9 protein-coding genes and 2 pseudogenes are annotated in these 14,672 nt (G+C 68.9%); 8 read left to right on the plus strand and 3 right to left on the minus strand.

Annotated features, from left to right (window positions below):
- Positions 1-65: 65 nt before the first annotated feature.
- A complete protein-coding gene (locus ABT288_RS15210; RefSeq protein ID WP_351607077.1) occupies positions 66-725 on the minus strand; it encodes a hypothetical protein in 660 nt (219 codons plus the stop codon).
- Between the two features lie 17 nt (positions 726-742).
- On the opposite strand from ABT288_RS15210, the gene ABT288_RS15215 reads away from it, so the two are divergent.
- The 5 genes from ABT288_RS15215 (at position 743) to ABT288_RS15235 (ending at position 7,397) form a co-directional block, all read left to right on the plus strand.
- Entirely contained in the window at positions 743-2,299 is a 1,557-nt protein-coding gene (locus tag ABT288_RS15215) for a site-specific integrase (RefSeq protein ID WP_351607080.1), read from the plus strand.
- A 29-nt stretch (positions 2,300-2,328) separates the two neighbouring features.
- A complete protein-coding gene (locus ABT288_RS15220) occupies positions 2,329-4,245 on the plus strand; it encodes a hypothetical protein (protein ID WP_351607083.1) in 1,917 nt (638 codons plus the stop codon).
- A complete protein-coding gene (locus tag ABT288_RS15225) occupies positions 4,242-6,335 on the plus strand; it encodes a hypothetical protein (RefSeq protein WP_351607086.1) in 2,094 nt (697 codons plus the stop codon). The genes ABT288_RS15220 and ABT288_RS15225 overlap by 4 nt, the downstream gene beginning before the upstream one ends.
- On the plus strand, positions 6,335-6,751 hold the full coding sequence (locus ABT288_RS15230; RefSeq protein WP_351607088.1) for a hypothetical protein: 417 nt from the start codon (positions 6,335-6,337) through the stop codon (positions 6,749-6,751). The genes ABT288_RS15225 and ABT288_RS15230 overlap by 1 nt, the downstream gene beginning before the upstream one ends.
- A gap of 121 nt (positions 6,752-6,872) precedes the next feature.
- Positions 6,873-7,397, plus strand: coding sequence for a hypothetical protein (locus ABT288_RS15235; protein ID WP_351607091.1), 525 nt, complete (start codon positions 6,873-6,875; stop codon positions 7,395-7,397).
- Positions 7,398-7,420: 23 nt separating this feature from the next.
- Here the strand turns inward: ABT288_RS15235 and ABT288_RS15240 are convergent, their stop codons facing one another.
- A complete protein-coding gene (locus tag ABT288_RS15240) occupies positions 7,421-7,870 on the minus strand; it encodes a restriction endonuclease (RefSeq protein WP_351607094.1) in 450 nt (149 codons plus the stop codon).
- A 1,404-nt stretch (positions 7,871-9,274) separates the two neighbouring features.
- On the opposite strand from ABT288_RS15240, the gene ABT288_RS15245 reads away from it, so the two are divergent.
- Complete coding sequence (locus ABT288_RS15245; protein WP_351607097.1) at positions 9,275-9,682, plus strand: resolvase; 408 nt, start codon at positions 9,275-9,277, stop codon at positions 9,680-9,682.
- 56 nt (positions 9,683-9,738) lie between these two features.
- Here ABT288_RS15245 and ABT288_RS15250 read toward each other — a convergent pair.
- A pseudogene (locus ABT288_RS15250) lies at positions 9,739-9,933 on the minus strand (indole-3-glycerol phosphate synthase); the annotation flags it as partial.
- 555 nt (positions 9,934-10,488) lie between these two features.
- Here ABT288_RS15250 and ABT288_RS15255 point away from each other — a divergent pair.
- A complete protein-coding gene (locus tag ABT288_RS15255) occupies positions 10,489-13,071 on the plus strand; it encodes a DUF6603 domain-containing protein (RefSeq protein ID WP_351607100.1) in 2,583 nt (860 codons plus the stop codon).
- A gap of 101 nt (positions 13,072-13,172) precedes the next feature.
- Positions 13,173-14,672, plus strand: a pseudogene (locus tag ABT288_RS15260) (hypothetical protein); the annotation flags it as partial.

The raw sequence follows: 14,672 nt of genomic DNA on the forward strand, positions 1-14,672 counted from the left end.
CAGCACGTGCGTCCTCTGTCGGGCGCAACCTAGTGGAAATGGCCGGCTGATGGACCGGTCCGGGTTCAGGGGCTGGTGGTCCAGCGCGTGATCAGGTTGGGGAGGTCGGCCTCGTGCAGGGCGAGGTAGTGGACGGGTTCGGGGTCGCGCAGGTGACGGGTGAGGACGACCTCGAATAGGTCGGCACGCTGGTCGTCCGCGTAATGCTCGGTCAGCTGGTACCAGTGCCGGAGCACCCGCCAGGTGAACCGGTTAGGGCTGGGACTCGCCTGCCAGTCCAGCTCCAGGTGATGGTGTTGGTGGGCAGCAGCGATCGTTGTCCGCAGCGACTCGGGCACGATCTCGGGATTGGCGGCCCGGTCGAGGAGCTCGGCAAGGTCCTCGGCGCAGGACCTCAGCGGCCGGGCTGGATCGCGCGGCGTAGGGGGAGGACCGGCCTTGAGGGTGCCTTCAATCCGGTCCGGCCATTGCAGATCCGTACACGCCGTCACCGCGTCGGCATCCACGGGCTCGGTACCGCGAACGTCGTCGAGGTCGATCACATATCCAGCCGGTCCCTCGACCGTCTCGGTCTCATCGTCGAAGAACCAGCCGGCCTCGACAACGTAGCCGCGGTGGCCCGCCAGCGCGCCGGAGCTGATCTCCACCCGGTCGTGGCGGTGATACCCCTCCCTCTCGGTGATAAGTGCCTGCTGGACGACGCCCGCAGCCCAGTTCGTACACACCTCGATCGTTATGCCAAGTGTTGGTACCTGTCTCACTCGGCTGGAGCGGCGTAAAGCTGCTGGTGGGGACACGGTTAGGTTCCTGGTGCTCTAGATGTCTCACGGAGAGTGCCATGGACTACTTCTTCACGTCGCGCGACAAGGTGCGGCGGTACTACGATCCACCGCCCGGGGTTGACTTGGACGGCTTGGCGTACGTTACGCGCGCGAAGGCGCTCAAGGACGGCACTCCGTTCTTCCTGGGGCCGGACATGCGCCCGGTGGAGCCGCACTGCTCGTTCTTCTATGAGCTGGCCAAGACGCTGGAGCCCAAGTCCCTGCAGGACTACACGTACGACTTCCTCGATCTGGACGACTTCCTCGAGATGCTCGACCCGCCGGTCGACGTGCTGTCGGCCACGGAGGAAGACCTCCTCGCCTACCGGGACGACTGCGTCGAGCATCGTGACGAGCCGGTGGGCGCCGCGACGTGGAAGCGCCGCCGAGCCACGATCAACAACTTCTACGACTGGGCCGTCGATACCGAAGGGCTGCTGGACCGGCGTCCGTACTTCCGGCGCAAGAACGGCCGCGATGTGCTGAGCTGGGGATCGACTACCGAGTTGGACGTGCGCCACCTCACGTATGACCAGTGGTGGCACCTCGACCGTGTCGGGCTGCGCGGGCTCCTGCCGAACGGCAAGGCCGACCGCCGATTCCGTACCGCACACCCGCTGCGCAACAGCGCCGGCGCGAACCTGTCCGTCACGACTGGGCTGCGGCTGCGCGAGTTCCGAGCACTCCTGGACATCGAGGTCGGCCCGCCGCGCCGGGACGGCTCAGCCAAGGAGGTCGGGCTGCAGGCCATCGCCAAGTTCGGCCTGCCGCGGACCGTCGAGGTGCAAGACGCGACCCTGCGTGAGTTGGACTGGTACCGGCGGACCGAGCGTGCCGCGGTGATCCGCAAGGCCGCGCGGAATCTGCACCGCCGTCGCGACGAGCTCTTCGTCGTCGACGACGTCGACATGCGCCAGATGAAGCTGAGCGGCATCCACGAAGGCCGTCGCCGGTCCTACCGGGTCAAGATGATGAAGGCGCCGCTGCGGCAGATCACCGTGATCGAGGGCGAGCACGGGCTGGAGCCGATGGCCCTGTTCGTCGGCCGGCACGGACGGATGATCAGCTCTCAGCGGTGGGAGCAGGTCTTCGACGACGCCTTCGCGCGGGTCCTCGCCATCATCGCGGAGTTCGATCTCGCACTGGAAATGCCCCAACAGGTCCGGATCCACGATCTCCGCCACACCTTCGCGATCTACATGCTGGAGCTGCTGACCGAGCTGGTCCGCAAGCAGGACGCCGAGATGTTCCAGCGCACCGGCCGGGTGCTCGCGTACGCGGCGGACCACATATCGCGCAACCCGTTCCTGACTGTTCAACGGCTCCTTGGCCATACGCATCCACGCTCGACCATGCGGTACCTGCGGTACAAGAGGAAGGTCAACTCGCTGGTGGCGCAGGCCATCCGGGACTGGAACGACCAGGACCGCTCGTACACGGATCTGGCTGTGCGGGAGTCCTCGGGATGGGGTGCCTGATGCCTCGCCGAGGAGAGCGCCGGCCCCGCGTGACGAAAGCCATCGCCCGGCCGCCGGCCCCGTTTGCCACCGACCGTATCGGTGTGCGGGAGATCGTGTTCCGCAGGAGGAACAGGGATGTACGCGCCACGGTGGACCCGTCCGAGTACACCTGTCCCGTCTTGATCGGACAGATCGCCGATGCCTGGATCGACTACCACCACGCGGCGGCTCTCAAGAGGCCCGACGAGTACGGCGTCGCGGTGCGTTCGTTCGCCGAATTCGCCGGGCCGCACATGGCCAAGCTCGGTCACGACCCGGCACTGGCCCGGTTGGACGACGACCGCATCGACGTGGCCGAAGTCGTCCACGCCTGGGAGGACCATCTCCTGTCCGCTTACTCGGAGAACTCACAGCGCCCCTGGGCGCTCGCCTCGTGCCTACTCACCTTGCTGCACCATCGCGGTGAGCGCGATCCGTTGATGCCGGACAAGCTCCGCCGCCGTGCGGCGGCGCCCACGACCATGCGACGGGCCACCAGCCAGGTGCTGGACGAGTTCACCAACACCGAGCGGCTCGCCCTCAAGAAGGCCGCGCAGGACGACCTGCGGGCACTGGAGAAACGGCTGGCGTGGGGGCGCACGCTGCTGGCCGAGGGCCGCGATCCGCGCGAGCACGGCTGGAGGGACCTGCCGAACCTCGTGTGGGCTGCCCGGCACCGGCTCTTGACCAGCGCGGAGCTCTTGGAACACCTGTCGAGCCGAGTCGAGACCTGGCCGCAGCAACTGCAGGAAGTCCACGCGGCGGGCCAGCGCCAAGGCGCATTCGGCCTCTTGCGCGGCGTGTACGGGCTGCTGTTCCCCCAGGAACTGGACCTGCAGCCCTTCCGCGTCCTGCTGCTCCTGCTCATGCTCGACTGCACCACCGAGGAACTGCACGCCCTCCAGATCCCCGACCTGGAGTTCAACAGCCACGGGGTGCGCGTTGTACAGACGAAGAACCGGGCCGAGCGCGTGCGCGCCGACTTCCACCTCAACGATCCGGAGCCGGACCCCTCCCAGGAGGCGGGAGAGCTTGTCTACGAAGGCCGCGGCGAGTGGGACGTACCCGGCCTGCTGCGGCGCCTGCTCAAGGTCAACGAGCTGACCCGCGCGGCATTCGACTGCGAGCCGTGGCTGTTCACCGCGGTCGAGGCCAAGGGCCGGACCACCATGGTGGCCGGCTTCGCCCGCTTCACCGAGGACAAGCGCCGCTTCACCCACTGGATCGGCTCCCACCGCACCGCGGACGGCACGGCAGCCCTGGATATCTCGCAACCGCACGAGGCGCGTCGGCTCCGCAAGACCGCGAAGACCACCCGGGCCGTCGCGCTGGGCGGCACCCTGTCCGACCTCGCCGCAGACGACCACAGCATTCAGGTATTCCACCGCTACTACGCCCACGGCACGACCGCACACGTGCTCGCCGGGAAGGCGATCAACCGGGCTCAGCAGCGCGTCTTCGACAAGCTCGCCGCCACTCCGACCCTGGTCACCGAGGAGGCGCGGGCCGACCTGGGTGAACCCGAGGTCGCCGACGCCCTGGGCGTGACACCGGAACAAGGAGCGGCGCTGCGGGACGGTGAACTCGACATGGGCGTGACCAACTGCAAGAACCCCTACGACTCCCAGTTCAGCACCCCTGGAAGCCTGTGCCATGTCGCCCCAGCGATATGCATGGTCTGCGACAACGCCGTGGTGTTCATCTCTCAACTTCCCCAGCAGCTCCTGCTGTTCGACCACATCGAGCACATGCGCCTGGTCCTGCCGCCTCAGCAGTGGCACACGGTCTGGGGGCGCCAGGCCAAGGCCCTGGCCCAGGTCTTCGAGGAATGCGCCGAGCACCTGCCCGCCGCCCGGAAAACGATCGAGGAGCAGGACCTCCAGCTGAACCTGCCCCTTGGAATGCGAACGGAGTACAACCGGTGACACTTGCCCGCGCTGTCGGCGCCGTCGCCCTGGCCTCGCGGTTCTTCGCCGAGGACGAGCCGGTCTTCGCCAGTCTGCCCGGCCAGATCTCCGGCATCAGCGGCCCGCTGTTCGGCCGGAGCGATGGGTGGCCGGGCGACTGCGTCCAGCGCCCTGCCAACCGGGCCCGATCGGGCTGGAAGTGCTGGTTCCCGGACGACCCGGTCTGGAACCTCCATATCCGGGAGGTCGCCTTCTGCATGCTGAATCCGGTCCACCAGGTGGTCCGCGACGCCGGGATCTTCCTGCGTAGCCGGAGATGGGGCCTGTCCACCGCCTCCCAGACCAGCATCCAGCTGGGTTTGCTGGCTGGCTGGGCGTGCACCGAGAACATGCCCGACGATCTGAGCCTGTGGTCGGCGGAGGACTGGCAGGCGTTCCTCGACCACCGGGCGAAGGACGCGGAACCCGGGACGGTCGCGATCGCGGTAGCAGCGATCCGACGGCTCGTTCTGTTCTCGCCGCTGATGACCGGCTCAGGGCCCGTCCAAGATCCCTGGCCGGGCAGGACGAACCGCGAAGTCGCGGACGCGGTCCTGACCGGGGAACTGTCCACCGAGTCGATCGACCCCGTGGTCTGGTGGCCGCTGCTACGAGCGGCCTGGGCCTACATCGACCGGTTCGCCCCGGACATCCTCGACCAACACGAGGACGAGGCTCGTCGCGCGGAGGCCGCCCGTGACACCGTCACGCGTGCTCGCTCGCGCAGGTCCAACCAGCAGTCGGGGAAGCTCCTCGACGAGATGCTGCTGGCCTGGCTCGCCAATCCGGACAACCGGATCGTCGTCCACGGCCCCGGCTCGGCACACAGGATTCCGGGCGAGCCTGTCTGGCGGGACCTGGAGCGGCGCGTCTACGGGAATACCACCCCGACGATCAAGTACTTCCCGGGCCGAAAGGGCCGCCCGGCCGGTGCTCGCCGCCGCAGTTGGGTACGGCAGGCAGCGGCCGACCCTGCTCGGGTCGATCACTACGAGGGCCGACTGCCCAACGGCCTGCGCATGCTCAGAGCAGCCTCTTATGTCTTCGTCGCGGCGATCAGTATGATGCGCGATTCGGAGATTCAGGAGATCCAGCGTGGTGCCCTCACCCAGCACTACGACGCGCCGGCCGTGAAGTCGACGAAGACGAAGCACGATGCCTCGCGGCCGCGGCAGTTCTGGTGGGTCATCGGGCCGGTGGCGAAGGCCATCGCGGTCGCCGAGCGGGTGTCCTGGCACGAGACGCACGTCTTCGCCAGCCTCAGCAGCACCGCCGACCGTGCCGGCCAGGGCGGGAGGGCTGGCTTCTACGCGGCGGTGGACATCGCCTTCTTCATTCGCTCCGTCAACGCGACCCGGCACGAGACCGGGTTGGAGGAGATCCCGGCCGCCCACGTACGTCCGCACATGTTCCGCAAGACCATGTCGATCATCGCCAGCCAGGAGCCGGACGCAGAGATCGCGCTCGGCATCCAGCTCAAGCACGCCACCCGCCGAGCCCTGGCCAACCGCACCACCCAGGCGTACGGCCGCATCGACACCAAGTGGGCCAAGGAATTCGACACCCAGCTGCAGACTGCCGCAGCACAACAGCTCATTGCCCTGCTCAAGGACCGCCGCGCCGGGAAGGACATCGCGGTCGGCCCCGGTGCCGCCCGTTTCCACGAGGGCCTCGACAAGGTCAACGCCGTCATCGACCAGAGCCCCGTCCTCCGTGCACAGCTCGCCGACGAGCGCCTGGAGATCACCCTGCTCCGCGACGGGTTCGCCAACCTCCACCTCGGCACGATCAACCACTGCATGTGGCACGCGCCGACCGCGCAGTGCCAGAACCAGCTCCCCAAGCAGCAACGGGGGCAGGCCCCCTTGCTCGGCGCCTGCCAGCCCTCGCGCTGCCGCAACTCCGTCCTCACGCTCGCGCACGAGCGGATCTGGCGCATGGAGGAGCGCGACCTTGTAGAGCTGCTGAAGAAGAAGCTCTCCAAGCCCCTGCGCGAGCAGGCCCAAGCCCGTCTCGCGGAAGTCCGCACCGCGACAGCCCAGTTCGACAAGATGAAGGAACAGCACTGATGCCGGTGTCTGCCGCGACCGAAACCAAGCTCCGCGAGGCCATGGACCGGCTGCTGGCCGGCCAGCCCCTGCACACCGACGGCGCGCTGACCAAGGAGAACCTGGCCCGGGAGGCCAAGGTCAGCCACGCCACTCTGTACCGCGCCGAGGAGGTCCTCGCCGGGTGGGAGGCGAAGGTCGCCCGCCCGGTGCTCCGTACGCCGGGCGAAGTGCAGCGCGACGAGACGATCGCCGAGCTGCGCAAGAGGCTCCGCGAGGCCCTCGCGAAGAACGGCGAGCTGCAGGGCAAGCTCGACGCCCTGGCAACGGTGACCGCGAACCTGTACTTCGAGAACCGTGAGCTGAAGAAGAAACAGGCCGGACGGGGGCAGGGCCGCGTCGCCATCCTCCCCGCGTCCGGTCCCTGGAAGGAGTGACCTCCGGCTGCCCGAAGGCAGCCAGCACCAGGGCGCGTGCCGCTGCGGTGGCGCCTATGACGACGAACGGTCAGCTCATGGAGGAGTTGGGCGCCATCGAGCGGTCCCTGGCGTCGGGGGAGTGGACCCCGCGCCCGTCGAGGTGAGGTTCGGCAGCGCATTCCTCACCCTCTCCAGGGAGTTCGACGGCACCCCGGTCGTGGACGGATTGCCACCCGAACAGCACCCGTTCGACCGGCGTCTCGTGCATCACCTCACGATGCACGCCCGGCTGATCCGCGAGGTCCAGGGCCGGCTGCTGCCCGCCGCATCGCTGCGCTTCCGGTTACGGCGCTCGCCGATGCGGCGCCTGGCTGAGGCGTACGTGGAGGCCGGACAGGATTTGCTGAAGTACGCGGACCGCATTCTGCACGCCTGGGAACACACGCCGCCGGTCCTCGATGCTGCCTGGCTCGAGGAGTACACCGCGCTCAGTGGGCTCCCTGCCGATGAGGCACGGGACCGGATCTGGCGGGAGACGGTAAAGGAGTGGGAGCGCGAGCAGCTCGCCGACGATCTGCGCACCCTGCTCGACGAGGCTGAACGCCCGATGAGCCAGGCCGCGACGATCACGGTCGCCGCGGTCACCGGAGAGACCTGGTACTGAGACCGGATCCGGAGGTGTTCCGCCTACGCGGCCACGCGGCGCCCGTCCGCGGGGTGACGCAGCGGCGGCGGGACGCGCTCCAGCAGTTCCCACAGCGGACGACCGGCGGCCCATTGGCCGAGCAGGTCCCGGCCGACCAGGTGGACGCCGAGCCTTTGGCTCTGGGGGACTGCCTTGCTGGTGAACTTTCCGTTGGTCACGATCAGGGCGAACGTGGCCTTGTGTACCTCGCCGGCCGTGCCCTTCAGCTCCCGGACCACGCGGACATCGACCGGGTCGCCGCGCCTGCCAGCGCGCCGATGCTTGCATTGCACGGCCCAGATCCGGCGGTCGAGGTCGACGGCGCGGACGTCGCAGGCGTCGTCATTGGCACCGCCGACGCGCTCGGCTGTGAAGCCGTCGCGCCGCAAAAGATCCCGTACGGCGAACTCGAACTCCTCGTGGTCCAGACTGTCGAGGTTGTCGAGCGACATCACCCTCGAACTCCTCGTGGTCCAGACTGTCGAGGTTGTCGAGCGACATCACCAAGCGCGGCTGGCCATCCTGGGTGGCGTCCCACTTGTCGCGGTCGGCGCGCTGCCGGGCCCACACCGCGTAGGTGAGGAGCACCGGCACGCCGACGATGTCGACCACCACTGGGTAGGGCGAGGGCCACCAGCCCGTCCACCGGCCGGCGAGCAGGGCGAGCACGCACACGGCCAGCGCGACCAGGCACCACCCTGAGCCCCGGTACACCGCCCGCCAGGCGACCATCCGCACGTGACGGACCCGGTCGACCGTCCCGCGTTGTTTCGCCGGCGCCCGGCCAGCCGATCTGGCACGGCGCAGCCTGCCGCGCCAGTCAATCCGGCGCCACTCTGCGAGGCTTCCCGGGCGTTGCCAGGCCCGCATCCGGCCCCGGCTGCCGCCGTGTTGCTCCATGGACGATCCCCTCCACATCACGGACCGTGGTGTCCGCACGGGGGATGACAGCACGCGGCACTGACAAGGGGTCATGAAGGAGCGACGTGGTGCTATCGGATCCAGCCAGCTGCTGACCGGCCGCTCGCGCGAAGGGTGCCCATGGCCTGCGCATTTCCGCTCGACCGATCAGGTTGAGCCGATTACAAGCCCTCCCCACCCGCGGTGACGGCACGCGGATGACGTGGCAACGGAGCGAGGACGGCGGCCGCCGTCGCCGCCGGTGTTCACGAGGACGCCGGATGCTGTCCGGGAGCGGGCGCGGCTGCCTGCGACCGGGTGCGGCAGTGTAGGTTCCGCGTTTCGATGTCACATGCCGATGCTGTGAGCTGGGCGTTCTTACGGTTCCGCGCTCTGTGTCACCTTGATCGTTCCGCGCTCGGCGTCAATTCCCGGACGGTGCGGGCTTCGGATGGCGCGCAACGTCCAGAGCAGAGGGCTCCGACCAGAGGCCGAGTCCGCAGTCCGTGTCCAAAATGACGGACAGATGACACGGAAGCGCGGAATATGACATCGGGACACGGAACCTACAGGCAGCCCTCGCACAGGCAGCGCATACACGTGAAGACGGCGTTATCTAGGGGGCGGAGGTACTTTACGCAGGTCAGGCGGGGTGATCCGGTGGCAGGCACGTTAGGCAAGTTCGGAAAGGTTTCGGTCGAAACGTTTCCGTAGTGCTCCCAGGAACCGGTTGGGGGCCAGCCGGAATACCGCGGAAACGCACCGTTGAGGCAAGGGCCCCTAGGTCAGACCAAGATGTTCCTGGTGCATCCTGGCGACCCGCACGGCGTCGAAGAAGCTGATGCCGCGGTAGTACTCCGATCCCACCCTTTCGCCCACTCCCATGACCTCCCCCACAGCGTTCAGGTGATCTTTGACGCCCTTCTCCCAGAGGACAGCCGTGGCGCAGGGACGGGATGGGCGGCCGGTCCATCGCTGGCCTGGCCCGCGACCACCACGTCAGCCGCGGCGCCATCCGTACCGCTGTCGCCGACCTCCTGCCTGAGCACACCGTCGTCGACCAGGGCACCCCGGTCCCGGAGCTGCCGGTCATCCTCGACATGCCGGGCAAGGTCGCGGACTTCCTCCGCGCGGCCGACCTGGAACCCGCCGAGCGCGCCGCGCTCGACCAGGGTGTGACCGTACGACGCGGCCAGGGCTACACCCTGCGCGTCAGTGCCACCCCCGCAGTTCACCGCCAACTCCTAGCCTACTGCCAGCCCGTCGACGGCACCCCGGGGACCTCGACGGTCCCGGCACAGCGTAAGGCTCGCCGCGAGTACGAGAACCGCGTCAACGCACTCCCGGCTGCCAGCCTGCGTTGAGCGGACCGAGCACCACACCAGCCAAGATCAAGTACTGGCGGCTTTGGGGCTTACCTCGGCGCTACCCCCTCATGACTTGTTTGCTGCAGCTCTCCGAGCGCGACGTCGTCAATGGAGCGCAGCAGCTGGTCCTCCGCGCCTCGCGGCTGCATCAGGACAATGAAGGACACGGCATCGTCGTGGAGGGTGGTGACGAAGTCGACATCTGTCGCGGACAGCGGCTGGTCGACCATCAGAACGGTTGTGAACACCGTGGGCCTTCCCTCGGCGCACCCCGAACGGGCGCGGACGGTGGGTTATAGCGACACAAGCTGTTCGCACGCGTGGCTTGGACCCCCTCACGTGCTCAACGTGCCTCATTCCCTCCGGTTCGTTTCGGCGGTCAGCGCGGCCGGTGGCCGTGCACCCCAGGGCCTGGCGTGAGCCGGCGCCATGGCTGTGCCGGCTCAAGGAGGCTCCTGTATCCGGCGCGGGGTGCGCCGAATGGACGTGGCCGTGGATGCCTTCCCGGTATCGGCGGACGGCGTGTCGTCGGTCGGCGCGACCGGTGGCACGCGGCGTACACGCCCGGCGCACGCGCCCCGGGCGTCCCCCTCCTGCTGCGGCGGAAGCGGTGGGTGTTGACGGCGTGCCTGTTGGCGGAAAACGCCTGGTCTACAGGCCATGCCGGTGTGGCGCGGTTGTGCTCTCTGTCATATGTCAGAGACAGTGGGTGAAGCTCTGCGCCGGGTATGGGTGGTTACTTCATCCAAGGCGGCTAGTTGGTCTGTTCTTCCCTTCTGCTGCGGTTCGGAGGCTGGGTCTCTGTGTCTGTACGTGTGGGTGACATCCGGGAAATCCTTGAGCAGGCAGCACCGGGGGGAGCGGTCGAGATCCCGGCATCCGTGCTCGATGGCCGCGCGCCCGATGTGAGCCTGGTGTTCCGCGGCGGTGAGCTGCGGGTCGAGGGGGCGGTGTGTGATCCGAAGGAGTTGTGGATCACCGGGCAGGCCGCCACTACCGCCTCTGCGTCCCCGGTGCCGGTACGCATCGCCTTTACGGGCGACGGTGAACGGGTGACCGGGACGCTGGCCGCCGCCGATCTCGGCGAGGGCCGCGGGCTGTTGCTGGTCGATGGTGCTGCGGCCAGCGCCGAGCTGCCCCCCGGGGCCTGGGCGGTGGTGGACGGACGGGCTTTGCGGCTGACCGGACGGGGTCCCGCGGCAGCCCAGACCGATCCCGGGCGGCTGGACGGCTTGGGCCGGCCCCTGCCCCCGGTCCGCCTGCGGACGGCCGCCGAACGTGAACGGGACCGCAGGCCACGGGCCCTGGTGACCGAGCATGGCATCCTCGTCCCCCGGCCGACGGCGTACCGGCGTGCGGGTGTGCGGGTTCTTGAGTCGCCGATGGTGCGCGGCTGGTCGCCGATCGGCACACCCGGTGGCGGCGACGTCGGCAACGGCATCAGCGTCAACTACGAGAGCCCGCCGCTGCGGATCGCGGGGGCGCTGACCGCTCTGCCGGCCCCCAAGGGCTACGACGCGGTGATCGGCGGGACGCTGCTGGTGGACACTGGCACGTTCAACGGTTCCTTGATGGGTGCGTATGTCGTTCCTGACGGAAACGGTGCCCGGCCGTCGTTGTTCGCCTACGGCTCGCTGGGCAGCGAGACCGGTATCGGTCTGCCCTGCTTCCAGGTGCGTGGTATCGCCGCCGGGTTCGGGTGGAACAGCCGGGTGCGGGTGCCGTCGGCGGAGGCACTGGGTGAATTTCCGTTCCTGGTGGCCCTGGACAACCCGGGCGAGATCGGCGCGGACGAGGACGAGGTTGATCCGCTGTCCGTGCTGAACACGCTGATCGGCGGCTCCAACCCGTGGGTGAGGCCGCAGGAGGGTGACCTGTGGCTGGCTGCCGGCCTGGCCTTCGACTGTTTCGCCTCCTTGCGTGGCCGCATGATGGCTGTGGTGCAGACCGGATCGGATCTGACGATCAGTTTGCTCGGGGTGGGCGGCGCCGAGCTGCCCACGAAGGGTGACAAGAAGATCGCCCGGGTGGAGATCGGTATCGAGGCGACGCTGCGGCCCGTGGCCGGGGAGCTGAGTTTCAGCGCCGGATTCACTGAGAAGACCTTCCTCATCGACCCGAACTGCAAGCTGCGCGGTGGCGTGGGGATGAAGTTCTGGTTCGGCAAGCACCCCCAGGCCGGGGATTTCGCGCTGATCCTTGGTGCCATCCCGCGGGGCCGTGAGCTGCCTGCCCGCTACCCGAAGCAGCAGCCCGCCGGTCTGACCTGGGGCATCGGTGACACGGTCAACATCACCGGCAGCGCCTACGCCGCACTGACACCGAAGTCGCTGATGGCGGGCGGCGGGCTGGATGTCACCTTCCACGCCGGGCCGCTGCGGGCCTGGCTCCACGCCAGGGTGGATGCCCTCGTGGAGTGGAACCCGTTTTACTTCGATGTGGGCATCGGGGTCCGGGTCGGTGTCTCGGCCACCATCAAGGTGTGGTTCGTCAAGATTACGATCTCTATCGAGGTCGGGGTCAGTGTGCGGGTGTGGGGGCCTGCGGTGGGCGGGGAGGCCACGGTCCACCTGTGGTTCATCTCCTTCACCATCGGGTTCGGCGCCGACCGCCGCAGGGAGCCTCCCGCGCTGGACTGGGGCGGATTTCAAGGCATGCTGCCACCGCCCGAGACCATGGTCCGTACCACCGCGATTTCCGGATACGCCGGTGAGAGCACACCCGCTGCTGCCGCCCGGAGTGCTGCCAAGCCGTGGTTGGTCGACAGCAGCGGCTTCACCTTCACCGCCGACACCCAGGCCCCGGTCAGCAAGCTGTACCTGGACCAGGGCAGCACCACGCCGGTGGAGACCGACCAGACGGTGGACATCCTGCCCATGCAGGTCAGGGGTCGGCACAGCGAGCTGCGCGTGTGGCTCGGCTACAACGATGGCACCGAGAGGCTGACGGACTGGGGGCGGACGCTGATCCGCGGGAATGTCGTCAACGGCCTGTGGGGCACGAGCCGGGATGCGGGCGGTGACGGGCTGATCCCCAACCGCGTTCTGGGAGTCCGACTGACCTCGCCCCCGGTGGACTACGGCGAGTCCACCGGGTTCATCGACGAGAAAGGCATCTCGTTCGACCCGATCGCGCCGGACGGCAACCAGCCGCTCTCCGCGGGCGAGGAACCCTCCGGCGCCGAGCCGCAGCGCCCCGGCCGAGTGATCGAGAAGATCCAGGACGGTATCGACGCGGCCGGCACCCGCAGCAACCGTTTGGCCCTCACCAGCGCGCTGGGGAGGCTGGGTTCGGAACTCGGCACCCTCGATTCGGACTTGAGCGGGTACGCCCGTGCCGCTGGCACCGCCTTCACCGCGAATCCGATGCTGGTGCCCGCCGGCTGATCCGGCCGGCCCGTCCTCCCTCGCCGGCCGGCCCCCCTTTTCCTCCACCGGTCGGTCCGCTGCCCCGCGCTTGTAGCCGCCCCTTGTCGAAAGGCACGCTCGTGACCACCGCACCCGAATCGGGGCCCCGGCCCTTCACCGCGCCCACGGCCCGGCACCGCACCCGGTTCTTCGACCACCGCATCCCCTCGCTGTACGCCGGCCGCTACGAGATCGGCAACCGGCAGGTCCTCAAGGGCGTCGACAAAGGCGCCGACCGCGAGATTGTCGCCACGCCGCAGCCGTTCGACGTCATCGAGCCGCGGTTCAGCATCGACCCGGGAGGGATCAACGCCCGCTTCCCGGTACCCGACGCCGTCGGTAAATACAGTGAGATCCTTCCGCACATCAACCTCGACGCCCCCAGCCTGCCCTGGAACCGGCCCCTGGTACCTGGTGCCAGCGAGGAAGAGCGTGAGAAACAGCGTGCGGTGCCCTGGATGGCGCTGCTGCTGTTCCGGGAGAACGAACTGCCCGAGGATCCTGATGCCGTCGGCCTGGTCAAGGCCGGCACCGTGCGGGGACTCCTCGCCGGCAGCCTGGGCCCGGGGGAGCCGCCGGTCCTGCCCGAGAAGACCCTTCGGCCGGAGGAGTACGACGAGCACTGCGCCACGGTCTGGGTCCCCGCCGACCTCTTCGACAAGGTCAAACCCCTGCCGGTGGAGATGGGCTACCTCGCCCACGTCCGCGAGGGCGGCCCACCCGACGCCACCCTGTCCGACGGCGACCCAGAGCCGGACGAGGAGCAGCTCAACGCCATCGTGGTCGCCAACCGGTTCCCCGCCGCCGCGGGCGGCCGGCACGTGGTCCACCTCGTGTCGTTGGAAGGCTTCCACCGGTACCTGACCGAGCCCGCCCCGTCACAGGGCGTGCGTCTGGTCTCCCTCACCTCCTGGGCCTTCACCACCGAGGCCGACTCCGGCATCGGCTTCGGTGACCTCGCCCAGCAGTTGGCCACCACCGACGGCGAAACCCCGCGCTCCGCGGACGGGCTGCGGCTGCGCCTGCCGGTCAGTGCCCCGACCAACCCGGACGCCGAGGAGCGCGAAGCCCTCGACCGGATGGAGGGCGGCGCCGTCGCCCTGCCACAGCGCCTGGAGACGGGGGAGCGCACCGTCGCCTTCCACCGCGGGCCGCTCACCGCCCGGCCTGCCCGCGCACTGCCCGCGCCTGCTGCCCCCCGGTTGAAATCGCCTGGCGAGGCATTGATCTACCTGGAGAAGTACGGCGTCTTCGACACCAGCTACGGCGCTGCCTTCACCGCAGGGCGCACGCTCGCTCTGTCCGACGCAGAATTCCGAACCGCCCTGCTGGAGTTCCGCTCCACCGCACGCTCCGCCGTGCGCCGCCTGGCCTCCCACCCCCAGCTTCAGCTCGGTACCCGTGCGGTGACGGCGCGGCAGCTGACCGCGCCGCTGTCCTTCGAAGCCTTCGACCGCATGCTCCTCGATGGCGACGGCGACCGCTTCACCCGCGCCGTGGGGGGGGGGGGGCCGGCCGGGGGGGGCGGGCGGCGCGGGGGGTGGCCCGGCCAGCGGGGCCCGGGGGGGCGCGCGCGCGGC

The sequence above is a fragment of the Streptomyces sp. NPDC001093 genome, from assembly GCF_040298985.1.
In the GTDB taxonomy this organism is placed as follows: Bacteria; Actinomycetota; Actinomycetes; order Streptomycetales; family Streptomycetaceae; genus Streptomyces.

Excerpts from the sequence above, each read along its gene's own strand:
- ABT288_RS15230 (WP_351607088.1), top strand. The coding sequence starts at position 6,335 with ATGCCGGTGTCTGCCGCGACCGAAACCAAGCTCCGCGAGGCCATGGAC.
- ABT288_RS15240 (WP_351607094.1), bottom strand. The coding sequence starts at position 7,870 with ATGTCGCTCGACAACCTCGACAGTCTGGACCACGAGGAGTTCGAGTTC.
- ABT288_RS15245 (WP_351607097.1), top strand. The coding sequence starts at position 9,275 with ATGGGCGGCCGGTCCATCGCTGGCCTGGCCCGCGACCACCACGTCAGC.